This window comes from Bacillus thuringiensis, from assembly GCF_001595725.1.
Lineage (GTDB): Bacteria > Bacillota > Bacilli > Bacillales > Bacillaceae_G > Bacillus_A > Bacillus_A thuringiensis_K.
This window is the reverse complement of record NZ_CP014282.1, coordinates 3,384,422-3,410,076: the sequence shown is the minus strand read 5'-3', so window position 1 is coordinate 3,410,076 and position 25,655 is coordinate 3,384,422. Positions and strand designations below refer to the sequence as shown.

Here is a 25,655-nt window from a genome sequence, read left to right as displayed (position 1 = left end):
ACAATGGAAAGAAGAGTGCCAATTACGGTTGAAGAAGCTGTTCGTAAAGTGATGGGATTTGCTCATAAAGGCTTAAAGGAGCTATTACCAATTGAATTAGCTTACGGACGTATATTAGCAGAGGATTTAGTAGCTGACCATGATGTACCGTCATTTAATCGTTCGCCGTATGACGGATTTGCTATTCGAGCAGAAGATACTAATTTAGCAAGTTATGAAACGCCAATTGTATTTGAAGTAGTGGGTGAAATTGGTGCAGGATCGCTATTCCATGAGAAAGTAGGTCCGTTTCAAGCAGTTCGAATTATGACGGGAGCACAAATTCCGACTGGGTGTGATGCGGTTGTTATGTTAGAGCTGACTCGTCAATATGAGAAGAAGGGCAACAATTATATAGAAGTGAAGCGATCATTCAAAACGGGCGACAATATTTCTGTTCAAGGTGAAGATGCTCGTAAAGGAACAGTTCTTGCAAAGAAAGGATCGTACATTAATCCAGGTATTTCAGCTCTTCTTGCTACATTCGGTTATAGTGAAGTACCAGTTGCGAGAAAGCCTGTAATTGGACTGTTAGCGACTGGGAGTGAATTACTGGATGTCAATGAGTCATTACAGCCAGGGAAAATCCGAAACAGTAATACGTATATGATATTGTCTCAAATCCGAAGAGCAGGCGGAAGAGTAAAATATTTTGGGAAGTTTAGTGATGATTTTAATACGTGTTTTACAGCTGTGAAAGAAGCGCTTGGCCAAGTAGATATGTTAATTACAACGGGCGGTGTATCAGTAGGAGATTATGATTATTTACCAGCTATTTACGAAAAGTTAGGTGCATTTGTTCTTTTTAATAAAGTTGCAATGCGACCAGGAAGTGTTACGACTGTAGCACAATTAAATGGCAAGTTATTATTTGGTTTATCAGGAAATCCATCAGCTTGTTACGTAGGGTTTGAATTATTCGCAAGACCGTGTATTCGGACGTATATGTTTAGTGAAAAAGTACATTTAAAAAGAGAAAAAGCGTTATTAGGAGAAGATTTTCTAAAACCGAATCCATTTACAAGATTTGTACGAGCAAAATTGACATATAACGAAGGTCAGTTAATCGCTTATCCATCAGGGTTTGATAAATCTAGCTCAGTTTCTTCATTGGCAGAATCAAACGCGTTTATCGTATTGCCGGGCGGGACAAGAGGATATAAAAAAGATATGTTTGTCGATGTTCTTTTATTAGAAGATAACGAAGGTAGTAAATGGCCTTGGACATTTTGTAAAGGGAGAGGTGGTTCTAATGGGACAAGCGCTATTTGAAATTGTAGATATACCGATTGTAGTTGAAGAAGTAACGAATAAGGTTGCAAGAAGAGAAGCAGGAGCAATTACAACATTTATTGGTACGGTGAGAGAATTAACAAAAGGAAAACGAACGCTACATTTAGAGTATGAAGCATATAAGCCGATGGCAGTAAAACAACTTATGAGAATTGGTGGAGAAATTAGTGGGAAATGGCCGGACGCAAAAGTAGCAATTACGCACCGTGTAGGGCGGCTAGAAATAATGGATATTGCAGTAGTCATTGCAGTTTCATCACCGCATCGTAAAGTAGCTTATGAAGCGAATGAGTACGCGATTGAACGTATAAAACGAATCGTTCCAATTTGGAAAAAAGAATTTTGGGAAGATGGAACGATGTGGGTTGGAGATCAACTTGAAAACACACCATATTCAGAAGGAAAACCAAAGAAGGAAGAATGAGAAAATGATTACAATTTTACTGTTTGCAAATTTGCGTGAGGAAGTTGGATTGGATCGATTAGTGATTTCAGAAAAGCAAGAAATGACAGTGCAGCAATTAAAAGAATGGCTCAAAGCCAGCTATTGTTTACAAACGCTGGATAAAGTGATGGTGGCTGTTAATGAAGAGTTTGTAATGAATGAAGATATGATAAAAACTGGAGATATAGTCGCATTAATCCCGCCCGTTAGCGGGGGATAATAAGTTTTTTCACCAGATGAAGCGCCAAGAAGATGTGGTATATAAATTAGAATAAGAGAAGGGATGAGTTCTATGCTTACTCAAGAACAAATAATGAATGCATTAAAACATGTAGAGGATCCAGAGTTACACAAAAGTGTTGTAGAATTAAATATGGTTAGAAATATACAAATGAACGGAACAGAGGTTAAACTTGAAGTAGTACTAACAATCCAAGGTTGTCCGTTAAAAGCAAAAATTCAACAAGATATTGAAGAATCACTTTACGCAATTGGTGTCTCTAAAGTGGAGGTAATATTTGGCTCTATGACACAAGAAGAACGTGCATCTTTAACAGAGAAGTTAAAGAAAAATACTAGAACAGAAACTGGTATGCCGAGTATGCTTCGCCCGGATTCAGGAGTACGTTTTATTACTGTAACGAGCGGAAAAGGCGGAGTTGGAAAATCAACGGTGACAATTAATCTTGCAACTGCACTAGCTCGTATGGGCAAAAAAGTGGGGATATTAGATGCAGATATATATGGTTTTAGTATTCCAGCTATGATGGAAACGAATAAGAAACCAACGATGATTGATCAAACGGCAATTCCAGTCATTAGTCACGGTGTTAAAATCATGTCGATGGGATTCTTTACAGAAGGAAATAACCCAGTGATGTGGCGCGGACCGATGCTAAATAAATGGATTCAAAATTTCCTTGCGAATACGCACTGGGGAGAATTAGATTATTTATTACTTGATTTACCACCAGGTACAGGAGATGTTGCCATTGATGTTGCGGCAATGGTTCCGCAAGCGAAAGAAATAATTGTTACAACTCCGCACAATGTAGCTTCATTCGTTGCTTCAAGAGTCGGTGTAATGGCAAAACATACGAAGCATGAGATTTTAGGTATTGTGGAAAATATGGCTTATTATGAAGAACAAGATGGATCGAAAAATTATCTCTTCGGAAAAGGCGGCGGCGAAATGCTTGCAGAACAATTGCAAACAGAAGTAATTGCCAAAATACCTTTTGCGAAACGTGAAGAAAATAATGGTTCATCTGTATATGATGAAGATTCTCTTGTTGGAGAAGTGTTTACATCGTTAGCTGAGGATATTATTTATAGAGGATAGAGGGGGAAGTTTAGTATGGCATGTAACATTGATCATTCTATTGAAGATGTGATGAATAAGCTTGAAAGTCAAAAGAATTTTTTACCTGAAGGGATTTTTAAAGAGTTAAAGAATTTTTTGCAAGGTACTCATTCACAGAAATTATTAAATGATGTTTTTCACCTCCTAAAAAAGTATGATTTAGTCAGTGAGGAAGAACGAGAGACGAGAAACGCACAATTATTATACATTTTGAATTAAGTACTCTTTGGCTTTAGAATTTTTTCAGAAGGGGTGAATGTGATGGATATGAAAAAGATGATTGAAACGATAGAAGTAACTAGAGTGACTGACGAGGAATTATCGATTTCGAATTTACATCCAAAGCTTGTGAAGTTGTATAGTCAAAAAGATAGTGCAGAGTATACGAAGCTATTAAAATATATTTTATCATTATCCGTGCAACTAAAGCTGAATCTCGTATTGAAATATTTTGGTGTACGTCCCATTGTTGCTGCAGACGAGCGTATGCAATTTCAAGAGATATTTAAATGTTTAGCTAACAAAGATGATAATGGCGAATGGTTTCTAAATTTCGTTTCTTTATACGTAGGGTTAATCGTAGTTCTTTATTTTGATGAAAAAGAGATTGAGAGAAGTTTTTTCGATGATATGGTAGTGGGTGAAGGGAATGAAATATAAGCTTCTGCTCATAACATCTTTTTGTTTAATTGCTATAACTGCGATTTTAATTGGTTATATAAATATGCAAGTAATGAATTAAACTAGTTTGATAAAAAGCGTTCTTCAGTTGTTTCCGTCGTTTTTTCGTGTTACTATTAATCGAATTTTTCATAAGGAGAGAAAGCGATGAAATGGATTTATTTTATTATTATTAATGTTATAGCTTTTAGCCTTATGGGGCTTGATAAACGAAAAGCAAAGAAGAAACAGTGGAGAACGCCAGAAAGTACGTTGTTTTTATCAGCGGCAGCTGGGGGAGCAGTTGGAGCTTGGATTGGTATGTATATGTTTCATCATAAAACTCATAAAAAGAAATTTGTTTTCGGCATACCGTTACTTGTTGCAATAACGGTATGTTTATTATTCGTTGTATGAGAAATGTCGAAAGAAATGCAGATTGATTATTGGTAAAGTGAGCATATGAGAACGTATAATGGAGAAAAAATGAGAAGAGGAGAAAAAGGAAGATGGGGAGTCAATCAGCAGAGCAAAAAAAAGGGATACTATATGCGGCTGGTGCTTATACGATGTGGGGTATTCTGCCGATTTATTGGAAATGGGTTGAAGAAGTTCCTGCAGATGAAATATTAGCACACCGCATCGTTTGGGCGTTTGTTTTTATGTTACTCGTATTAGGTGTTACGAAGAGATTTCGCCAGTTTATTGGGGAATTTGTGAATCTTTTTAAACGACCTAAATTATTAATGTCATTAACAATAGCTTCAGTCTTGATTAGCGGAAATTGGTTTGTTTACATATGGGCTGTTAATCATAATCATGTTATTGAAGCGAGTCTTGGCTATTATATTAATCCGCTTATTAGTATTTTACTTGGTACAGTCGTTTTAAAGGAAAAGTTAAACTTTTGGCAATATGTTGCAGTTGGTTTAGCTGGAGTAGGAGTTGTCATTTTAACAGTACGTTTCGGATCTATTCCGTGGGTTTCTCTTTCACTTGCCTTTTCATTTGGATTATACGGATTAACGAAAAAATTGTTAAACTATGATGCGACAATTGGGCTTACGATGGAAACGATGTTAGTGACGCCGTTTGCAATCATTTACCTTGTTATGACAGGCGCACATGGTTTCGGCTCATTTGGATCTATTTCCATTTTATCAACGTTACTTTTAATAGGAGCAGGCATTGTAACAGCATTACCACTATTTTATTTTGCGAAAGGAGCGCAACTTATTCCACTTTATATGGTCGGATTTTTACAATATATTGCGCCAACAATTAGCTTAATTTTAGGTGTATTTGTATTTGGTGAACATTTCACAGCTACACATATGATTGCATTTTTCTGTATATGGGTTGCTTTATTTGTATTCTCGGTAGCGAAGACAAAGTTCTTAGTGCAGAAACAACCGAAATTTATAAAAAATAAATCAGCAAAAGTATCATAATGCGTAGTATTTTCTACGCATTTTTCTTTATACTGATACTATATAGGATTTCCATTATAGCTAGTAGGGAGCTGAGAACGTGGAAACAATTTTACATAACGATCCGCTTATGGCTGCTGTACTTTCATGGTTTTTAGCACAATTAACGAAAGTAGTCTTTAAATTAGTCAAAACAGGTGAATTTGATTTTGCAAAGTTTTTTGCTTCAGGTGGGATGCCAAGTTCTCATGCTTCAACAGTTACAGCGCTTGCTACAGGAGTTGGAGTTGTGGAAGGTGTGGAAAGCTCGATGTTTGCGGTTGCTGCTATTTTTGCCATTATAGTTATGTATGATGCTTCAGGAGTAAGGCTTGCAGTAAGTAAACAAGCAAAAATATTGAATGAGTTTTTTCACGGTAGAGAAACAGAATATAAGAAGTTAAATGAACTTGTTGGGCATACACCGTATGAAGTAGTAGTCGGTGCTTTATTAGGGATTATTGTCGGAGTAGGATATTGTTTATGAGCAGAACATTTTATATGTTCTGCTTTTCTTTGTTTTCATACATATTCAGCTATCTTTTTGAATATCGTTATACGGATTTCGAAAGGGTGGGTGAGTAACTTGTTATTATATGAAAAAGTGCATGAAGAAATAGCGAGAAGAACAACTGCACTTCAAACAATGCAACGGCAAGATGGTACGTGGCGGTTTTGTTTTGAAGGAGCTCCACTAACAGATTGTCATATGATTTTCTTATTAAAATTATTAGGTAGAGATAAAGAGATAGAACCGTTTGTAAAAAGATTAGCATCACTCCAAACAAATGAAGGAACATGGAAATTGTATGAAGATGAAGCGGGGGGGAATTTATCTGCTACAATTCAATCTTATGCTGCCTTACTTGCATCGGAAAAATATACAAAAGAAGATGCGAATATGAAGCGAGCGGAAATGTTTATAAATGAGCGCGGTGGGGTAGCGCGTGCTCATTTTATGACGAAGTTTTTATTAGCGATTCATGGAGAATATGAATATCCTTCTCTCTTTCATTTGCCAACACCAATTATGTTTCTGCAGAATGATTCCCCTCTCAGTATTTTTGAACTGAGTAGCTCAGCACGTATTCATTTAATTCCGATGATGCTTTGTTTAAATAAAAGATTTCGAGTAGGGAAAAAGTTATTGCCAAATTTAAATCACATTGCAGGCGGGGGCGGAGAATGGTTTCGGGAGGACCGGTCTCCGGTTTTTCAAACATTATTAAGTGACGTGAAGAAAATTATAACGTATCCACTTTCTTTGCATCATAAAGGATATGAGGAAGTAGAACGTTTTATGAAAGAGCGTATTGATGAAAATGGAACATTATATAGCTACGCAACTGCCTCGTTTTATATGATTTATGCTTTACTTGCATTAGGACATTCTATTCAATCACCAATTATTGAGAAGGCTATAACGGGAATCACATCTTATATATGGAAGATGGAGAGAGGGAGCCATTTGCAAAACTCTCCATCAACTATATGGGATACAGCTTTACTCAGTTATGCTTTGCAAGAAGCTCAAGTTCCGAAAGCAAGTAAAGTGATTCACAATGCATCAGCATATTTACTAAGAAAACAGCAAACGAAGAAAGTAGATTGGAGTGTACATGCACCGGATCTCTTCCCGGGGGGGTGGGGCTTTTCGGATGTGAATACGACGATTCCAGATATTGATGATACAACTGCTGCGTTAAGAGCATTGGCGCGAAGTAGAGGGAACGAAAATGTAGACAATGCTTGGAAGCGAGCTGTTAATTGGGTTAAAGGATTGCAAAATAATGATGGTGGTTGGGGGACTTTTGAAAAAGGGGTAACGAGCCGTATATTAGCAAATTTACCAATCGAAAATGCAAGTGATATGATTACAGATCCTTCTACACCAGATATTACAGGAAGAGTGTTAGAATTTTTTGGGACGTATACGCAAAATGAATTGCCCGAGAAACAAAAACAAAGTGCGATAAATTGGTTAATGAATGTACAAGAGGAAAATGGATCGTGGTATGGGAAATGGGGAATTTGTTATATATATGGTACGTGGGCTGTTATGACAGGTTTACGGTCATTCGGAATTCCATCTAGCAATCCATCATTAAAACGAGCAGCTTTATGGCTTGAACATATACAGCATGAAGATGGTGGCTGGGGAGAATCTTGCCAAAGTAGTGTGGAAAAAAGATTTGTTACTTTGCCGTTTAGTACACCATCCCAAACAGCATGGGCGTTAGATGCCCTCATTTCTTACTATGATAAAGAAACGCCAGTTATTCGAAAAGGTATTTCATATTTGCTCTCCAACTCTTATATAAATGAAAAATATCCTACTGGAACAGGTTTACCAGGTGGGTTTTATATTCGTTATCATAGTTATGCTCATATATATCCGTTGCTTACTTTGGCTCATTATGCAAAAAAATATAAAAAATAAACCGAGAGATGTCTCTCGGTTTATTTTGTTGGGTAGTAGGTCCCTTTTGAAAAGAATAAGGTTGTGATGTACCTTATTTTTCGGTTGATTGGCGCTTTTGACGTGCATCAGCGGCATTTGCACGTGCGTTTGCTTCTAAGTCATTGTGGTCAGCGAGTTCGCGAGAGAACTCAACATCAATGCCATCAGTAGCTTTGTTTTGTTTGAAATTTTTTTTGTTCATTCGACACAATCTCCTTGCACTTTATCCCGCTTTAATGGGCAGTAAGACCTCACCTCAAAATTCAGCGAAAGTAAAGAAGTTAGGTGGGGGTCGGGCTGCCCATAAAAGTCCGATTGGTGAGGGCTAATAATCAGTGGGGGATGAAGAAAACCCCCACTGATTAAAGTTTCACTTTATGCGACGTTGCAAAGTTAGTTTGACACAAATAGACTTTTTTATACAAAGAGGAATTGGAAAGTAAAAAGCCGAAATATACAGTATAAGTAATAGAAATGGGGGATAGGGATGGAGTTTTTAAACGGGAAAACAGCTGTTGTAACAGGAGCTGCACAGGGAATTGGAAAAGAGATTGCAAGGGTTTATGCAAAACTAGGGGCGAAAGTATTAATTAGCGATGTAAATGAAGAGAATCTACAAAAAACGACACGTGAGTTATCAGATGAAGGATATGAAGTGTGCTCATATCGATGTGATGTAAGTAATCAAAATGAAGCGAAGTCGTTAATTGAATATGCGGTTCAAAAATTTGGTACATTACATATTTTGGTGAATAATGCTGGAATTACAAGAGACGCAATGTTACATAAAATGGAGAAGTCTGCTTGGGAACAAGTGTTACAAGTAAACTTAACTGGAGTTTTTTATTGTATGCAACCAGCGCTTCTTTACATGAGACAACAAGGGTATGGGCGCATTATTAATATATCTTCAATTAGTAGAGAAGGAAACATAGGGCAAGCAAATTATGCGGCTACAAAGGCAGGAGTTGTAGGTTTAACGAAAACGGCAGCGAAAGAAGTTGGAAGTTTCGGTATTACTTGTAACGCGATTTGTCCGGGGTTTATGGATACAGATATGACAAAAACGATACCAGATAAAGTGAAAGAAAAGATGGTTGGCGCTATTCCAGTTGGTAGAATTGGAACGCCAGAAGATATTGCGAACGCAGCAGCCTTTTTAGCATCAGAATACGCATCCTATATTACAGGTGAAGTATTAAATGTGAGCGGAGGACTGCAAGTTTAAAGGAATACATAATGAAAAGAACCTGACCAGGTAGGTCAGGTTCTTTCTCATTAATTTAAGTTAAGCCAAACGCTCTTCACTTCTGTATAGTTATTTAATGCGTAAGATCCCATTTCACGGCCGAGGCCAGATTGTTTAAATCCTCCAAATGGAGATGCTGCATCAAAGACGTTATAACAGTTTACCCATACTGTACCTGCACGTACTTTACTTGCAACATAGTGTGCAGTTTTAACATTTTCTGTCCACACACCAGCAGCTAAACCAAATTGCGATTTATTTGCACGTTCAATTACTTCATCAATATCGTTAAACGGTATTGCAGAAATAACTGGACCGAAAATTTCTTCTTTTGCGATCGTCATTTCATCATTTACGTCAGCGAATACTGTAGGAGAAACGAAGTAGCCTTGATCGAATGGATTACTTCCTCCGCAAAGTACTTCAGCGCCTTCTTCAATCCCTTTTTCAATGTAGCCCATTACACGTTTTTGTTGTTCTTCGGAAACGAGAGGACCAATTGTTGTTTCAGGGTTAAGACCGACACCTTGATTTAGTTTTTTAGAATAGAGGACGAGATCAGCCATGACATTATCATACATTTTCTTCGGAACAAATAAGCGTGATCCAGCAGAGCATACTTGCCCTTGGTTAAACATAACACCAGAAAGGGCACCAGGAATCGCGCGAGATAAATCAGCATCTGGCAAGATGATATTTGGTGATTTACCGCCTAACTCAAGTGTAACGCGTTTTAATGACTCAGATGCTTGTCGCATAATTTGTTTACCGACTGGAGTAGAACCAGTAAATGCAATTTTATCAACGAGTGGATGATTAACAAGTGCTTGTCCAGCTGATTCACCGAATCCAGGAACAATATTAATAACACCTTTCGGAAATCCAGCTTCTTCAATTAATTCAGCTAAGTATAGAGCTGATAGTGGAGTTTGTTCTGCAGGTTTTAAAATGATTGTACATCCTGTAGCAAGCGCTGCTCCCATTTTCCACATCGCCATAAGAAGAGGGAAGTTCCAAGGGATAATTTGACCGACGACACCAACAGCTTCATGGCGTGTATAGTTAAAGTAATTACCGGAAACAGGGATTGTTTGACCAACGATTTTCGTAGCCCAGCCAGCATAATAGCGCATATGTTCAATTGCAAGTGGTATATCTGCTGCCATTGTTTCACGGATTGGCTTTCCGTTATCTAACGTTTCGAGCTGTGCAAGCTCTTCTTTATGTTCTTCCATTAAATCAGCTAACTTGTACATGAGACGGCTTCGCTCAGCAGTGCTCATACGAGACCAAGGACCTTCGTCAAAAGCCATGCGAGCTGCGACTACAGCTTTATGAATATCTTCGCGACCAGCTTCAGAAACGACAGCAAGTGTTTCACCAGTTGCTGGGTTTGGTGTTATAAACGTTTTTCCGGAAGCGCTTTCAATGAAAGATCCATTCACATATAACTTTTTTGTACCTTGAAGAAACTTTTCTACCTTTTCATGAAGATTTACAGCTAGTTGACTCATTGTATAACCCCCTTGAAAATATAATGTAAACGCAGTACGAGACGGCGCTTATTCCGAAATCAAGGATGTGGAAACTAGATGGAAAGCCTCTAATTAAAATCATAATTAATAAATACTGAAAATTCAAATTTCATTTGTGTTACAATTGTAAAAAATATGTAATGTAACAGAATCTTCTATATGATTATAAAAAATCCTGCTTGTTTTGCTTTCTAGTAGGAAAAACTAGAAGAACAATGGTACAATAATACATCGTGAGAGGAGGGGGAAAAATGAAAGATTATCATGATGATCCACGCTTTCGAATAGCCCATAGAGAAGCGTTAATTGGTCTTGGACTTGCTATTATTAATTTTATAATATGGTACGGATTCGCTTATGGGCTTGGTAGTAAAAATCCGAGTGAATATACATATGTATTAGGTTTTCCCGCATGGTTTTTTTATAGCTGTATCGTTGGATTTATCGTTATGGTTATTTTACTTAGTTTAGTTGTTCGTTTTGTATTTCAAGATATTTCACTCGATGAGGAAGAAAAAAGTGAGGAATAATAGATGAATTGGTATGTAATCATTCCAATGATAATTTCGTTTATCGTTGTATTTTTAATTGGTGTATATGCTTCAAGACGCGTTCAAGCAACTGCTCATAATAAATTTTTACAAGAATATTTTCTTGGTGGGCGTGAGCTAGGCGGTTTATTATTAGCGATGACAATGATTGCTACGTACGGTAGTGCAAGTAGCTTTATTGGTGGTCCTGGTATTGCTTACAATATGGGGCTTGGATGGGTATTGTTATCTGCGATTCAAGTTGTAACAGGGTATATCGTTTTAACGGTTATCGGTAAAAAGTTTGCAATTATCGCTAGGAAGATGGAAGCCATTACTCTTATCGATTATTTAAAAGGGAGATACAATAATAAAGCAGTTGTTATACTTTCTGCGTTATGTATTATTATCTTTTTATTTTCAGCGACAGTAGCCCAGTGGGTCGGTGGTGGACGATTAATCGAGTCACTAACGGGTCTATCGTACACAACAGCACTATTTTTATTTACTTTTTCTGTACTTGTTTACGTATTAATTGGTGGATTTCGTGCAGTCGCTTTATCAGATACATTATTAGGAATTATTATGTTAGTTGGAACGACAATCATTTTAATTGCTACTGTCATTGCTGGTGGTGGAATTGAAAAGATTATGCAGGAACTTGTTCAAATCAATCCAAATTTAATTACACCATTCGGAGCAGATGGCAGTTTAACGAAGTCATATGTGACATCATTTTGGATTTTAATTGGAATTGGTGTTGTAGGTTTACCACAAATTAGCGTGCGTGCCATGTCTTATAAAAATTCAAAAGCTATGCACCAAGCTTTAATAATTGGAACAGTTGTCGTTGGTACAATTATGATCGGTATGCATTTAACAGGTGTATTTGCAAGAGTAGTACTTCCAGGTATAACGGTACCAGATAAAGTAATGCCGCTACTTGCGATGGAAGTGTTGCCACCTTGGTTAGCTGGAGTTTTCTTAGCTGCACCAATGGCAGCGATTATGTCTACAGTAAACTCGTTATTATTACTTGTAAGTTCGTCAATTATTAAAGATATATACGTAAATTACATAAATAAAGATGCAGCAGACAGTACGATAAAAAAAGGAAGTTTGTGGATTACTGGTATTGTAGGACTACTCGTTTATGCAGCAGCCATTAAACCACCAGATTTTTTAATATGGCTAAATTTATTTTCTTTCGGTGGATTAGAAGCAGCATTCATTTGGCCAATCGTATTAGGGTTATATTGGAGGAAAGGAAATGCAACAGGAGCGCTTGCTTCCATTTTCGTTGGAGTAGGTTCATATATGTGTATTCACCTTTTCTATCCAAATCCGTTTGGTATACATACAGTTGTCTTTCCGATTTGTTTTGCGTTTATCGCTTACATTATTGGAAGTATGAGTGCTGTAAAAAAAACTGTATAGGTTAGCTGGAGAACGTAGTCCTTATAGGACTGCGTTTTTTCGTATGAAATTGTTCTTTTTTATTCTGTATGCCGATTGTTATTCATAAATTAATAACAATTGAGGGGATGGAGTTGAGGTCGATGAAAAAAGTATTATTTTTAGGAGACCCAGGAATTGATGACTCTTTAGCAATTATGTATGGATTGTTGCATCCTGATATTGATATTGTTGGTGTGGTTACAGGATATGGAAATGTAACGCAAGAAAAGGCGACAAGTAATGCGGCATATTTATTACAGTTAGCAGGTAGGGAAGATATACCAGTTATTAATGGTGCGAAAATTCCTTTATCTGGAGATATTACAACGTATTATCCAGAAATTCATGGGGCGGAAGGTTTAGGACCAATTCGACCACCGAAAAATCTTTCTCCAAATATAAAGCCTTTTTGTGAGTTTTTTGACATTCTTGAAAAATATAAAGGAGAATTAATTATAGTTGATGCTGGGAGGTCAACGACACTTGCGACAGCATTTATTTTAGAAAAGCCAATGATGAAGTATGTGAAAGAATATTATATAATGGGCGGTGCTTTCTTAATGCCTGGCAATGTTACACCAGTCGCAGAGGCGAATTTTCATAGTGATCCGATTGCGTCGCAATTAGTTATGCAAAATGCCAAGAATGTGACACTGGTGCCGCTCAATGTTACATCTGAAGCTATTATTACGCCAGAGATGGTAAAGTATATTACGAAACATTCTAAAACAAGTTTTAATAAATTAATTGAACCGATTTTTACGTATTATTATAAAGCTTATAGAAAATTAAATCCGAAAATAAAAGGAAGTCCAGTACATGACGTCGTTACAATGATGGTTGCCGCAAATCCTTCAATATTGGATTATGTGTATCGCCGTGTAGATGTAGATACAGTGGGAATAGCAAAAGGAGAAAGTATTGCAGATTTCCGTCCTCAACCTGATGCAAAAGCCTTAAAAAACTGGGCGCGAATTGGTTGGTCATTACATTATAAAAAATTCCTTGAGGATTTTGTGAAAATCATGACGTAGACATAATAGGAGTATACAAGTTAAAATAATGGAGATGGTTATTTGAATAACCATCTCCATTATTTTGTTTTTTAAAGATAGAGAGAAGAGTTACACAATAGGAGAGGAATTTTACTTGAAAAAAACTATAGTATGCGCAGTGATTGTGGGTATTTTCGTTTTGCTAATATCGGGTAACTTTTTAGTGAAAAAAGTGTGGAGTTCAAATAATGATGATGCACAGTATATTGCATCTTTTATTGAAGAACATAAAGATGAAAAAAATAGTGCACTTCTAGTAAAGAGAAATGATAAAGTTGTTTATTCTGTAAATCCAAATGTTGTATTACCAGTTGCTAGTACGATGAAATTGATTATAGCGCTTGAATATACGAAACAAGTTACGGAAGGGAAAATTGATTCTTCTAGTTTCGTTTCCATTAATGATGTGAATCGGTATTATGTACCGAATACAGATGGTGGTGCGCAAGATAGATGGCAAAGGTACTTGGAAAAGAAAGGAAAGATAACTGAAGGAGCGGTTTCTTTAGAAGAAGTAGCAAAAGGAATGGTTAAGTTTAGTTCAAATGCAAATGCTGAGTACTTAATGGAAGTGTTAGGATTAGATAATATTAATCGGAATTTACAAAGTTTATCACTTCCTGCACATCAACCACTATTTCCAATCGTTTCATCTTTGTATATCCCGGGATATTTGCATAAAGAATTACATGTTCCAAAATATAAAATAGAGAAAAAGTTAAAAGAAATGTCTCAAGAGCAATATCGTGAATATGCGATGATTATTCATGAACGCTTAAAGAAGAAGGGACCATTATTACAGAAGGAAATTCCGCTTTATTTAGAGGAACGTTACGACAAAATTTGGTCAGATAGATTACCAGCAGCTTCTGCAAATGATTATATGGTATTACTTCAAAAGGCAAACCATAAAGGTGGCTTGACAGAAGCTGAAGAAAAAGTGTGGGCAAATATCGTTGAAACAGACATGAGTGCCAAGAAATACCGTAAAACATTTAGACATGCTGGGCAAAAAAATGGTTATACGCCATGGACAGTTACAAAAGCAGTTTATGCAATGGATAAACGCGGGAACTGTACAGAAATAGTGTTCTTAGCAAATAATTTAAATGAAGATGACAGCGCAGAAATACGGAAACATTTAGCAAACTTACATTTTCAAGTGTTGCAAAGTGATAAGTATGATGCGACTTTTATTAAATAAACTCGGTGCAGAGAGCACCGAGTTTATTTTTGTGTACAAGCACTTTTTTCCTATCTCTGGGTATGATGGGTAGTAATACTTAGGTGAAAGGGGAAAAGGTGATGAAACAAAGTAAAGAAGAGTTTATAAAGAGCGAAGGCGCTGATTTCCCTGGGAAAACATACGTGAATTGCGTATTACAACATGTATTTGAGTTTCAACGAAATTACTTATTGAAAGACATGTTTCAAGTGCATAAAGCGCATATTACAATGCTGACGGAAGAAAATTTAATGAAAAAGGAAGAAGCTAAAGTTATATTAAACGCACTAAAAAAGATAGAGGGAATTCCAAAAGATCAATTGCTCTATACAGAGCAGCATGAAGATCTCTTTTTTTTAGTGGAACATTTAATTTTTCAAGAAGCGAAATGCGATTTTGTAAGTAATATGCATATTGGTAGAAGTAGAAATGATATGGGTGTAACGATGTATCGCATGAGTTTAAGGCGATACGTACTACAATTAATGGAACATCATTTGTTATTGCAAGAAAGTATGCTGCAACTTGCCGATGATCATAAGGAAACGATTATGACAGCTTATACACATACACAACCAGCGCAGCCAACAACATTTGGTCATTATACGTTAGCGATTTATGATACGATGCAGAGAGACTTAGAAAGAATAAAACGAACGTACACACTTTTAAATCAATCGCCAATGGGAGCAGCTGCTCTTTCTACAACAAGTTTCCCAATTAAACGAGAGCGAGTTGCTGATTTACTTGGATTTACTAATGTAATTGAGAACTCATATGATGCTGTCGCTGGAGCTGATTATTTATTAGAGGTTAGCTCGTTACTTACGGTAATGATGACGAATACGAGTAGATGGATTCATGATTTCTTACTATTAGCGACGAAAGAATATGATGGTATTACTGTTGCAAGGCCATATGTACAAATTAGTAGTATTATGCCACAAAAACGAAATCCAGTTTCAATTGAACATGCCCGTGCAATTACGAGTAGTGCTTTTGGAGAAGCATTTACAGTATTTCAAATGATTCATAATACACCATTTGGTGATATTGTCGATACGGAAGATGACTTGCAGCCGTATTTATATAAAGGAATTGAAAAGGCTATTCGTGTATTTTGCATTTTGAATGCAGTCATTCGAACGATGAAAGTAGAAGAAGAAACGTTGAAAAGTCGTTCCTATAAACATGCAATTACGATAACGGATTTCGCAGATGTTTTAACAAAAAACTATGACATTCCATTTCGGCATGCTCATCATGTAGCAAGTGTTATTGCGAATATGTCATTGGAACAGAAAAAGGAGCTACATGAATTATGTTTCAAAGATGTGAATATATACTTACAAGAAAAATTTAAAATACAATTATTAGAAAAAGAGTGGGAAGAAATTATATCGCCAGAAGCATTTATTCAAAAAAGAAAGGTGTACGGTGGACCGAGTAAAAAAGAAATGGAGCGCATGATTAAAAGTCGAAAAGAGTCATTTTGGAAAGAAGAAGAGGTATTTGAAAAGGAAAAACAGAGAGTTTTACAAGTGGAAAATGATTTAAATATATTAGTTTCGAATATTATTGAATCGTAAAAGAAGGATTTAATGAATTAATCGCCAATACTTAATGAAACTATAAATAGAGAGAAGAGATTGTCGATGACTCAATTACGTGTATATGAAGAGATTGTTAATTTTAAAGAAGCGGTTACACCATTTTTAGAAAAAAATGAACAGGAAAATAATCTCATATTAGGTGTATTACAAATGGTACAACAACCGATATTTATGGGGGTAGTAAAACAAGAGGAAGAAATTACAATTGTATTTCTTCAAACAGAAGAAAAGAAACAAATTATTGTTGCTACGTCTGAAATGGTGGAAGAGGCCATCGTGGAACTTGCAAAAAAATTAGCGGAAGTATATCCGAATGTTCCTGGATTAATTGGTAATAAGAAAATTGTACAGAGATTAGCGGAAGAGATTGCCGTGTTAGAAAATAAGAAAACTACTATTGCAATGGAGCAAGGTATATATGAATTAAAACAAGTGAAGAAAAAGTGGAACGGAGATGGAGTCTTTAAAGAAGTAAGTAGTGATGAGCTACCAGTAATAGAACAGTGGATATACCAATTTTGCGAAGAAGTGAATCTTCCTACTACAAAAGAAGAAGCGGAACAAACCGCACATATATTAATTACTAATCGTCGTCTATTTGGTTTAGAAATAGACGGAAAACTTGTTTCTGTAGCTGCAAAAACACGCCCAACTAAAAATAATATAACAGTTAATTTCGTGTATACGCCGAAAGAAGCAAGGGAAAAGGGATACGCATCTAATTGTGTAGCGGCACTTAGTCAACGTATGTTAGATGAAGGATACAAGACAACTATGTTATATACTGATCTAGCGAATCCGACATCGAATAAAATTTACCAAGAAATTGGTTATGAACAAATTGCGGAGTCTATGCTTATATTTTTAGAGAAGTAGAACAAAAAGGCATGCTAATTTAGCACGCCTTTTTGTTATTCATCAATTCTAATAACCTCGCCTTGAGGGAAGTCTTCAGTTTCTAGTAAGTTACGAATAGCTTTTGCTACATATTCAGGTGATAATAGTTTTCCTTCTTCTTTTAATGTGATGAAGCGGTCTAAATTTGTGAAGTCTTCTTTATTTGTTTCACGAATTTGTGCTTGCATATTTGTATCAACAACACCAGGTGCAAAAGCGACGATTTTTACTGGGTATTCTTTTTCCCCTTCTTCAGTCGCTACGCACTGTGTAAACATATTTACACCTGCTTTCGTTGTACAATAAGCGCCCCATCCGAAATAAGGATTTTTTCCTGCGCCAGATGAAATATTTATAACGCGTTTATCTACTTTCCATTCTTTCGTATGTTTCATGAAAGTAGATGTAAGAATCATAGGTGCAAGTAAATTAATGTGAACGTTCGTAATGAATTGTTCGCTTTCTGCTTTTTCAATTGGTTTCATAGGTGCGAGTGTACCAGCGTTATTAATTAAATGAATAGATGATACAGTGTCTTCTTGAATAGATGAAATGATTTTGTTAAAGTTCGTTTCTAAATTATGTACATCTTGAAGATCTAAGGAGTGGAAAACACAATTGCTATTATATTGCTGTGCAAGTTTCGTAAGTTCTTTATTTTCTCTTCTAGAAATAGAGATAATACTCGTGTTTTCTTCTAACAATTGCGCGGCGATAGCCTCACCTAAACCTTGTGAAGTTCCTGTTATAATAACATAGCGCATAGTGTAGTAAGCTCCTCTCATACGTGCGGAATTTTGTTGGACAAAGTACATTGCATAGTTTGTCTACATTTTATAGTATAGAGCACTTTTTACTATAAATGAAATGAGATGATTACGTGCCTTTTTTGAATCGCTTTACGACAACAGTAACTGGTGCCGTCACGTTCACTGGGAACACGTTAGGACTTAGTCCCACATCGCCTGCACCAGGTAATATTTTTGGTACACTTGCTGTTTTTACAACGGTAAATACAGCGCTGCAAGTACCAGGGTTCCCAGCAGGTACAACGGATGACTGGCGATTGAATTCTTCAAGTGCAATTTTAAATCTTCCGGCAGGGAGTAGTATTTTGTATGCAGAGTTAGTTTGGGCAGGAACTTTCCGGACTGATACGGAAGATGTTTTACCATTTTTAAATGATAATATTACATTTACAACACCAGCAGGAACATTTTCTGTTACGCCAGACCCTGCTACCGCGCAGCAAGGTTCAGTAGGCAATCAGTTTTATTATGCTCGCTCTGCTAATGTAACGAATCTTGTTAGTGCGGGTGGGGCAGGGACTTATACGACAGGGGCCGTGCCAGCTACAAGAACTTCGGCTGATCCGACAATCAGTCGTTCAGCTGGATGGACGCTTGAGGTAGTGTATCAAAATGCAAGTTTACCACTTCGGAATTTGTCGGTATATGCAGGTCAAGAAATTATCGATGCTTCATCACCACCAGTTGATACTATCATTTCAGGATTTGCTACTCCGGGAACAGGAGCAGTTACAGGAAGAGTGCTCGTAACTGCTCAAGAAGGTGATTCCAACATTGTTGGAGATCAACTTCGCTTCGGCCCGAATGCAAATGCAACAATTGCATTATTCGGCCCGAGAAACCCTGCTAATAATTTCTTTCAGTCACAAATTTGTAACGACATTGGAGAGTTAGATACAACTGGAACGTTTGGAGAGTTGAATCAGCCGTTAGGGATAGCTTTGGCTGTCCGAAGACAAGGATGGGATATTACAAATGTAAATGCCACTTCATCATTAGTAAATAATCAAACGTCAGCAACAGTTCGATTCGTTACAAATGGAGATGGATACGCTGCAGCTGGTTTTGGTGTTCAAATTGATGCGACGGGTCCAATTATTAATCCTGTTAAATCAGTTGATAAAACAGTTGCAGGAGTTGGAGATATTCTCACCTATACAATTACTGTTCCGAATACAGGGACAGGAAGTGCAGATAACGTTGTATTACAAGACAGTATTCCAAACGGAACGACGTTTATAACTGGTAGTGTGACGGTAGGGGGAGTAGCGCAACCGAGCGCGAACCCAGCTAGTGGAATTAATTTAGGAACGATACCTAATAATGCGCAGAGAATTGTAACATTTCAGGTAAGGATCACGTCATTTCCAAATCCAAATCCAATTCCAAATCGTGCGGTGGTATCTTATCAATTCCGTCCTTTCGTAGGAAGCCCACTCGTTACAAGTACAGCTTCTTCAAATACAGTACAGACGATAATTAATCGTGCGAATGTAAGCTTACAAAAGTCTGTAGATTTGCAAACAGCAACAATTAATGACATATTAACGTATACAGTTAATGTGACGAATAATGGAAACATCACTGCGAACAATGTTATTTTTGTTGATAATATCCCTGCTGGAACAACATTTGTTCCAAATAGTGTTACGGTAAATGGAGTAGCGCGTCCAGGAGCAAATCCAGCAAGTAGTATTAATCTTGGGAGTATTAATGCCTCGCAAACGACTGTAGTCCGCTTTCAAGTTCGAGTAACATCTAATCCTCTTGTAAATCCAATTCCAAATCGTGCAAGTGCAACATTTACCTATACCCCAGTGCCTGGTCAAACACCAATTTCAGGTCAAGCGACAAGTAATACTGTATTTACTACAATTAATGTAGCTGATATAAGAACGCGAAAAACAGTAGATCGAGCTTTTGCAACTGTAAATGACGTTCTTACGTACACCGTTACAATTGAGAATACAGGAAATGTACTTGCGACGAATGTTGTTTTTCAAGATCCAATCCCAACTGGAACGACTTTTATCGTAAATAGTGTAACTATAGATGGGATTTCACAACCTGGAGCAAATCCGGCAACTGGGTTTACGATAGCAAATATTTCTCCAGGCGGAAGTAGGACGGTTACATTTCAAGTTCGGGTTACATCTACGCCATCCGGAGGCACGATTGCGAATCGCGGAAATGTATCTGCTAATTTCGTTGTTATTCCGAATCAACCACCAGTGACGATTAATAGACAAACGAATACAGTTGTGACACAAGTTAATACAGGTGGTTTAAATGTAATAAAAGAAGTGAATACGACACAAGCGGCAGTAGGTGATACTTTAACATATACGATTGCCGTCCAAAATACAGGAAACGTTCCGTTAACAAACGTGTTTTTCCAAGACACTATTTCTCCCGCTGTCTCATTTGTTGCAAATTCTGTAACAATTAATGGCGTACCACAAAGTGGATTGAATCCAAATACAGGATTTTCTCTTCCGAATATTCCTGCGGCTCAAACAGTTGTAGTCACATTTGACGTATTAATTGTACAGGATCCAGAAAATGAAGATATTTTAAATCAAGCAAATGTAACAGCAAGTTTTCAAGTGGATCCGAGTGAACCACCCGTAACAATCAATGTTCCGAGTAACATTGTGAATACAACAGTACAATCAGGGAACTTTGAAGTTGTGAAATCAGTGAATACGGATGTTGCAACGGTAGGGGATGTTTTAGTATATACAATCGAAATCATAAACGCAGGTAGTGTACCAGCAACAAATGTATTTTTCCAAGATTCAATTCCACAAGGTACATTATTTATTGAAAACAGTGTCTTTGTGAATGGGGTCTTACAAGAAGGGGCAGATCCAGAATTCGGATTCCCATTAAATAATTTGCCTACTGGTGCGAGTGTAATTGTTACGTTTGAAGTATTAATTGATGACATTCCCCAAGGAAATAATGTCCTAAATAATGCGAATGTAACTGGAGATTTTCTTGTAAATCCCACAGAACCACCAATTACTGTAACGGTACCAAGTAATACTGTTATGACAGTCGTGAATTCTTCAGGGTTAAATGTGAGAAAGAGTGTAAGCGCTACTGAAGCAGGAATAGGAGATACGTTAACATATACAGTTCGTATACAAAATAGTGGAACGGTAGCAGCGACAAATGTATCATTTCTTGATCCAATTCCAGTTGGAACAACGTTTGTAACAAATAGTGTAACAATAAACGGAACATCTCAACCAGGTTTAAACCCAACAACTGGATTTCCACTTGCCAATATTCCAGTAGGAGGGATGGTAACAGTTGCTTTTCAAGTGACAATCACGAGTGTACCACCAAATAGAGTTCTTCCGAATACTGCGAATGTAACTGCGGATTTCCAAGTAAGCCCTCTCCAGCCGCCAATTACAATTGTAACGATTAGTAATATTGTTGTGACGCGAGTGAATGTAGGATCACTTAATGTAATGAAGAGTGTAAATACATCGCAAGCAGGAGTAGGAGATACGTTAACGTATACGATTCTTATTCAAAATACAGGAACTGTTCCTGCAACGAATATTATTTTTCAAGATCCAATTCCGTCTGGTACTGCCTTTGTAGCAAATAGTGTGACGATAAACGGAGTCGTGCAGCAAGGTGCGGATCCTATGGCAGGTTTCCCAGTACCAAATATTCCGGTCGGGCAAACATCTACGATTACGTTTCAAGTTACAGTGACGAGTGTTCCGAACGGTGGAAATATAAGAAACCAATCGAACGTTACTGCAAGTTTTCTTATAAATCCAGCAAACCCTCCAATAACGACTGTAACAAATAGTAATTTTGTAGTGACGCAAGTAAACACAGCACAGCTAAATATACAAAAATCTTCATCTGTACAACAAGCAGCACTTGGAGAAACTTACACGTATTCTGTAGTCATTCGAAATAACGGCACAGTAACAGCAACGAATGTTTCTTTTATTGATCCAATTGCTGCAGAGACAACATTTGTCGCAAATAGTGTAACGATAAATGGAGCGCCACAACCTGGATTTGACCCAAATGTTGGTTTCGCACTTCCGAATATTGCAGCTGGAACATCATTGACAGTAACGTTCCAAGTTATGGTAGTTGCACCGTCTACACGTGGAGCAGTATTAAATACAGCATCTGCTACAGCCACTTTTTTATTAAATCCTTTACAATCACCTGTAACAACATCGAATTCAAGTAATACAACGGTAGTTACAATACCGTTACCTCCTCCTGGTGAAGTAACAGCAACAAAAACAGTTGATGTTGCAACTGGGGCTGTTGGAGATGTATTAACGTATACCGTGCTCATTTCAAACGTAGGGATTATCCCTGTTACAGATGTATTCTTCCAAGATGTCATACCAGAAGGAACGACGTTTGTAGAAGGTAGTGTAACGATAGGTGGAGTGCAGCAACTTGGTTTAAATCCAGAAATAGGATTTACAGTTACGCCATTATTAATCGCTAGTGGAAGTATTGAGGTCACATTCCAAGTGACGATTACAGAAATTCCAGATAATGAAGTCATATTAAATGATGCGGACGTTACATTTACTTCACAACCAAATCCGCAGGAACCACCAATTACGGAAACGATATTAACGAATTTAGTCGTTACGACAATTAATATAGCGTTTATTTTTCCATTGAAACTAGTAGATAAGGAAGTAGCCACTGTAGGAGAAATATTAACGTATGATGTATTGATCTTTAATTTCGGAACAGTGCCAGCAACCAATGTTCAATTTATCGATACGACTTCTGCTGGTGTAGCGTTTATACCAGGAAGCGTGAGCATAAACGGGGTACCGGCACCAGGATTAGATCCTTTCATTGGTTTTACAGTTCCAGATATACCTGTAGATAGTTTTGCACGTGTCACATATCAAGAAGTGGTTACGAGCATACCAGAAGGTGGAACGATTGTTAACTTTGTAGACGTTACAGCGACATTTGCTGTAAGTGAAACAGAGCCGCCTATTACAGAAACAACGACAAGTAATACGACATTAACAGAAATTAATGAACCTGGTTTAAATGTTTTAAAATCAGTGAGTCAACCGGTTGTTGCAGTAGGCGATACAATTATATATACAACAGTCGTTCAAAATACAGGAACAGTGGTAGCGACGAATGTTCAATATAGCGATGTATTACCGGCCTCTATCACATTTGTACCAGATAGTGTAACGATAGACGGTGTGTTACAACCTGGGTTCAATCCGAACAATGGATTCCCGCTTCCAGATATAAATCCAGGTGAAAGTGTAGAAGTCACATTCCAAGTAACTGTTGTTAGTGTGCCAACAAACGGAACAATTGCCAATACGGCAAATGTAACAGGAAGTTTTGTATTAGTACCAGGAGAACCACCAGTTATAGTAACAGAGCCGAGCAATACAACACTTACTACTGTAAATAGAGGACAATTTAATGTTATAAAACAAGTAAATAGGGCTGCTACTCTCGTTGGAGATGTATTAACGTATACGGTTCAAATAACGAATACAGGAACAGTAACAGCTAATGATGTTCAGTTTATTGATACTATTTCAGCAGGAGCGTCATTTGTACCAAATAGTGTAACGATAAATGGAGCCCTGCAACCAAACTTAAATCCAATTACTGGATTTGGAGTTGGAGATATACCAGTTGGTGAAACGGTTATCGTGACGTTTCAAGCGATAGTTACAAACATCCCGTCATCAGGAACAATTACGAACGTTGCAAATATAACAGGAAGCTTTACTTTAGTACCAGGAGAGTCACCGGTTGTAGTAACAGAGCCGAGTAATACGACGATAACAAGAATAAATAGAGGGCGTTTTAGCGTTATAAAATCTGTAAATAAAGAAGCAACACGTTTAGGAGATACGTTAACGTATAGTGTGCAAGTTACAAATACGGGAACGGTAACAGCAACGAATGTTCAGTTTATTGATGTCCCATCACCTAGTTTAGAATTCGTTCCTGGAAGTGTACAAATAAATGGGATTCCGCAAGTAGGTTTAAATCCATTTGTAGGCTTTTCATTATCGGATCTTGCAGTAGGGGATAGCGTATTAATTACATTTGAAGTAAATGTAATCGCAGTTCCGCCGTCTAGTAGCATTATGAATACAGCAAGAGTAACGGGTGATTTCGAATTGATTCCAGGAGAACCTCCGTCTACAATTACAAATTCAAGTAATACGACGGTTACGCCGATAAATAGAGGCAGCTTAGAAATGCTAAAAGAAGTAGACCATTCAGTTGTTGGCGTAGGAGAAACGGTAACGTATACTGTTCGTATATTAAATACTGGTACTGCTGATGCAATGAATGTTCAATTTATCGATGTACTATCTCAGGAAGCTGATTTCGTACCAAATAGTGTAACGATAAATGGGGTTCCACAACCGGGGTTAAATCCGCAGATTGGATTTACGATACCAGATATTCCAGTTGGTGAGACGGCACTTGTAACATATGAAGCTACGATTACAAGTTTTCCGGATGGTGGAACAGTAGTAAATGTTGCTGGAGCGTTAGCAGAATATATTTTAGTACCAGGAGAGCCGCCAGTTACATTGATGGACACGAGCAATACAGTTATTGTAACGGTAAATACTGCAATCTTATTTGTTGCAAAAGGAGCAAACTTTGAAGTAGCGATGGTAGGGGATGTTGTCACTTACGGAATTGCCGTTATAAATGATAGTACAGTTCCTGTGACCAATATTGTGTTAACAGATATCATTGATCCGAATACGCTATTTATAAATGGCACGGTAACGGTAAATGATGTACCTTTTCCATTCGCTAACCCGAATACTGGTATTCCGTTAGGTGATTTTCAGCCAAATGATGCAGCAATTATTAATTTCCAAGTTGTCATAACAGGAGAACAAATAAATAATTTAGTTACAAATACTGCTACAGCGAATGGGCTCGCAACTGTAAATCCGAATGAGCCGCCAGTAGTAGTTGAAGGTGATAGTAATACAGTTGTTATCCCGTTTATTCCTCAAAATGTCTCAACGACAGTCGTAAAAACGGCAGACCATCAAACAGCAACGATTGGAGATGTTATTACGTTTACGACAGTTATTACAAATACGGGGGATACAGCAATACAAAATATTCGTTTTCAAGATATGTTAGATAGTAGTGTTCGATTTGTCCTTGGAAGTGTAACTGTTGATAATACGCCAGTGTCAAATGTAAATCCAGTATCAGGATTTCTTATAGGAAGTTTAAATCCGGGTGAGGCACAGACAGTTTCGTTCCAAGTAGTAGTGGAGAGAGCACCAAGCGGTTCAGGGAATTATATAAACCAAGCGAGTATTCGTTTCGAACATCAAGTAGGCACAGTATTGCCACCTGTTACACAAATGGTAGAAAGTAACATAGTTGTTATTCCATTTGTTCCAACGATAGAACAAATTTGTGAAACGAATCTTAATTGCTTAGGGAAAATTCCTTTTCAATGTTCTCCGTGTAATCATTTGCAAATAAATAAAAAATAAATACAGAAAG

21 protein-coding genes are annotated in these 25,655 nt (G+C 37.3%); 18 read left to right on the top strand and 3 right to left on the bottom strand.

The features are described 5' to 3' along the window. Positions 1–3 precede the first annotated feature (3 nt). The 10 genes from AXW78_RS16875 to AXW78_RS16830 all read left to right on the top strand — a co-directional run bounded on the left by AXW78_RS16875 (position 4) and on the right by AXW78_RS16830 (position 7,709). On the top strand, positions 4–1,311 hold the full coding sequence (locus tag AXW78_RS16875; protein ID WP_000442203.1) for a molybdopterin molybdotransferase MoeA: 1,308 nt from the start codon (positions 4–6) through the stop codon (positions 1,309–1,311). Then, a complete protein-coding gene (gene moaE / locus AXW78_RS16870; protein ID WP_000529378.1) occupies positions 1,292–1,756 on the top strand; it encodes a molybdopterin synthase catalytic subunit MoaE in 465 nt (154 codons plus the stop codon). The genes AXW78_RS16875 and moaE overlap by 20 nt, the downstream gene beginning before the upstream one ends. Before the next feature lie 4 nt (positions 1,757–1,760). Then, the gene (moaD, locus tag AXW78_RS16865) at positions 1,761–1,997 is read left to right on the top strand and encodes a molybdopterin converting factor subunit 1 (RefSeq protein ID WP_000628483.1); all 237 of its coding nucleotides are present in this window, start codon (positions 1,761–1,763) and stop codon (positions 1,995–1,997) included. A gap of 72 nt (positions 1,998–2,069) precedes the next feature. Further along, entirely contained in the window at positions 2,070–3,119 is a 1,050-nt protein-coding gene (locus AXW78_RS16860; RefSeq protein ID WP_000957516.1) for a P-loop NTPase, read from the top strand. 15 nt (positions 3,120–3,134) lie between these two features. Beyond that, a complete protein-coding gene (locus AXW78_RS16855; protein ID WP_000752373.1) occupies positions 3,135–3,359 on the top strand; it encodes a hypothetical protein in 225 nt (74 codons plus the stop codon). 42 nt (positions 3,360–3,401) lie between these two features. Further along, positions 3,402–3,800: a nucleoside triphosphate pyrophosphohydrolase family protein gene (locus AXW78_RS16850; RefSeq protein WP_000367298.1), complete on the top strand. Its 399-nt coding sequence runs from the start codon at positions 3,402–3,404 to the stop codon at positions 3,798–3,800. Between the two features lie 168 nt (positions 3,801–3,968). After that, the gene (locus AXW78_RS16845; RefSeq protein WP_000871325.1) at positions 3,969–4,217 is read left to right on the top strand and encodes a DUF1294 domain-containing protein; all 249 of its coding nucleotides are present in this window, start codon (positions 3,969–3,971) and stop codon (positions 4,215–4,217) included. Between the two features lie 92 nt (positions 4,218–4,309). Beyond that, the gene (gene rarD / locus AXW78_RS16840) at positions 4,310–5,251 is read left to right on the top strand and encodes an EamA family transporter RarD (RefSeq protein ID WP_061884471.1); all 942 of its coding nucleotides are present in this window, start codon (positions 4,310–4,312) and stop codon (positions 5,249–5,251) included. A gap of 79 nt (positions 5,252–5,330) precedes the next feature. Further along, positions 5,331–5,756 (top strand): divergent PAP2 family protein, encoded by a 426-nt coding sequence (locus AXW78_RS16835; protein ID WP_000447824.1) that lies wholly within the window; start codon positions 5,331–5,333, stop codon positions 5,754–5,756. Between the two features lie 99 nt (positions 5,757–5,855). Next, positions 5,856–7,709, top strand: coding sequence for a terpene cyclase/mutase family protein (locus AXW78_RS16830; protein ID WP_061884470.1), 1,854 nt, complete (start codon positions 5,856–5,858; stop codon positions 7,707–7,709). Positions 7,710–7,782: 73 nt separating this feature from the next. Here the strand turns inward: AXW78_RS16830 and AXW78_RS16825 are convergent, their stop codons facing one another. Next, complete coding sequence (locus tag AXW78_RS16825; protein ID WP_001035808.1) at positions 7,783–7,932, bottom strand: YfhD family protein; 150 nt, start codon at positions 7,930–7,932, stop codon at positions 7,783–7,785. 285 nt (positions 7,933–8,217) lie between these two features. On the opposite strand from AXW78_RS16825, the gene fabG reads away from it, so the two are divergent. Continuing rightward, entirely contained in the window at positions 8,218–8,958 is a 741-nt protein-coding gene (gene fabG, locus AXW78_RS16820; RefSeq protein ID WP_000395038.1) for a 3-oxoacyl-ACP reductase FabG, read from the top strand. A 50-nt stretch (positions 8,959–9,008) separates the two neighbouring features. On the opposite strand, the gene dhaS is transcribed toward fabG, so the two are convergent. Continuing rightward, positions 9,009–10,493, bottom strand: a complete 1,485-nt coding sequence (gene dhaS / locus AXW78_RS16815; RefSeq protein WP_000080269.1) for an aldehyde dehydrogenase DhaS — start codon at positions 10,491–10,493, stop codon at positions 9,009–9,011. A gap of 272 nt (positions 10,494–10,765) precedes the next feature. Here dhaS and AXW78_RS16810 point away from each other — a divergent pair, with 272 nt between their 5' ends. The 6 genes from AXW78_RS16810 to AXW78_RS16785 all read left to right on the top strand — a co-directional run bounded on the left by AXW78_RS16810 (position 10,766) and on the right by AXW78_RS16785 (position 17,271). Further along, on the top strand, positions 10,766–11,044 hold the full coding sequence (locus tag AXW78_RS16810) for a YhdT family protein (RefSeq protein WP_000656244.1): 279 nt from the start codon (positions 10,766–10,768) through the stop codon (positions 11,042–11,044). Positions 11,045–11,047: 3 nt separating this feature from the next. Next, entirely contained in the window at positions 11,048–12,481 is a 1,434-nt protein-coding gene (panF, locus tag AXW78_RS16805; protein ID WP_001104823.1) for a sodium/pantothenate symporter, read from the top strand. Between the two features lie 68 nt (positions 12,482–12,549). Further along, positions 12,550–13,536, top strand: coding sequence for a nucleoside hydrolase (locus AXW78_RS16800; RefSeq protein WP_116777637.1), 987 nt, complete (start codon positions 12,550–12,552; stop codon positions 13,534–13,536). Between the two features lie 115 nt (positions 13,537–13,651). Further along, complete coding sequence (locus tag AXW78_RS16795) at positions 13,652–14,761, top strand: serine hydrolase (RefSeq protein WP_000751356.1); 1,110 nt, start codon at positions 13,652–13,654, stop codon at positions 14,759–14,761. 83 nt (positions 14,762–14,844) lie between these two features. Next, on the top strand, positions 14,845–16,371 hold the full coding sequence (argH, locus tag AXW78_RS16790; protein ID WP_003302262.1) for an argininosuccinate lyase: 1,527 nt from the start codon (positions 14,845–14,847) through the stop codon (positions 16,369–16,371). Between the two features lie 66 nt (positions 16,372–16,437). Then, positions 16,438–17,271, top strand: coding sequence for a GNAT family N-acetyltransferase (locus tag AXW78_RS16785; RefSeq protein WP_061884468.1), 834 nt, complete (start codon positions 16,438–16,440; stop codon positions 17,269–17,271). Positions 17,272–17,306: 35 nt separating this feature from the next. Here the strand turns inward: AXW78_RS16785 and AXW78_RS16780 are convergent, their stop codons facing one another. After that, complete coding sequence (locus AXW78_RS16780; protein WP_001271038.1) at positions 17,307–18,056, bottom strand: (S)-benzoin forming benzil reductase; 750 nt, start codon at positions 18,054–18,056, stop codon at positions 17,307–17,309. Between the two features lie 116 nt (positions 18,057–18,172). Here AXW78_RS16780 and AXW78_RS16775 point away from each other — a divergent pair, with 116 nt between their 5' ends. Further along, positions 18,173–25,645, top strand: a complete 7,473-nt coding sequence (locus AXW78_RS16775; protein WP_061884467.1) for a DUF7507 domain-containing protein — start codon at positions 18,173–18,175, stop codon at positions 25,643–25,645. Positions 25,646–25,655 lie beyond the last annotated feature (10 nt).

What these genes read in the sequence shown, in the direction of transcription:
- AXW78_RS16810 (WP_000656244.1), top strand. Translation starts at nt 10,766, where the DNA reads ATGAAAGATTATCATGATGATCCACGCTTTCGAATAGCCCATAGAGAA.
- AXW78_RS16780 (WP_001271038.1), bottom strand. Translation starts at nt 18,056, where the DNA reads ATGCGCTATGTTATTATAACAGGAACTTCACAAGGTTTAGGTGAGGCT.
- AXW78_RS16860 (WP_000957516.1), top strand. Translation starts at nt 2,070, where the DNA reads ATGCTTACTCAAGAACAAATAATGAATGCATTAAAACATGTAGAGGAT.
- AXW78_RS16855 (WP_000752373.1), top strand. Translation starts at nt 3,135, where the DNA reads ATGGCATGTAACATTGATCATTCTATTGAAGATGTGATGAATAAGCTT.
- dhaS (WP_000080269.1), bottom strand. Translation starts at nt 10,493, where the DNA reads ATGAGTCAACTAGCTGTAAATCTTCATGAAAAGGTAGAAAAGTTTCTT.
- AXW78_RS16825 (WP_001035808.1), bottom strand. Translation starts at nt 7,932, where the DNA reads ATGAACAAAAAAAATTTCAAACAAAACAAAGCTACTGATGGCATTGAT.
- AXW78_RS16850 (WP_000367298.1), top strand. Translation starts at nt 3,402, where the DNA reads ATGGATATGAAAAAGATGATTGAAACGATAGAAGTAACTAGAGTGACT.
- panF (WP_001104823.1), top strand. Translation starts at nt 11,048, where the DNA reads ATGAATTGGTATGTAATCATTCCAATGATAATTTCGTTTATCGTTGTA.
- AXW78_RS16800 (WP_116777637.1), top strand. Translation starts at nt 12,550, where the DNA reads ATGCCGATTGTTATTCATAAATTAATAACAATTGAGGGGATGGAGTTG.
- AXW78_RS16785 (WP_061884468.1), top strand. Translation starts at nt 16,438, where the DNA reads ATGACTCAATTACGTGTATATGAAGAGATTGTTAATTTTAAAGAAGCG.
- AXW78_RS16875 (WP_000442203.1), top strand. Translation starts at nt 4, where the DNA reads ATGGAAAGAAGAGTGCCAATTACGGTTGAAGAAGCTGTTCGTAAAGTG.
- moaD (WP_000628483.1), top strand. Translation starts at nt 1,761, where the DNA reads ATGATTACAATTTTACTGTTTGCAAATTTGCGTGAGGAAGTTGGATTG.
- moaE (WP_000529378.1), top strand. Translation starts at nt 1,292, where the DNA reads ATGGGACAAGCGCTATTTGAAATTGTAGATATACCGATTGTAGTTGAA.
- rarD (WP_061884471.1), top strand. Translation starts at nt 4,310, where the DNA reads ATGGGGAGTCAATCAGCAGAGCAAAAAAAAGGGATACTATATGCGGCT.
- AXW78_RS16845 (WP_000871325.1), top strand. Translation starts at nt 3,969, where the DNA reads ATGAAATGGATTTATTTTATTATTATTAATGTTATAGCTTTTAGCCTT.
- fabG (WP_000395038.1), top strand. Translation starts at nt 8,218, where the DNA reads ATGGAGTTTTTAAACGGGAAAACAGCTGTTGTAACAGGAGCTGCACAG.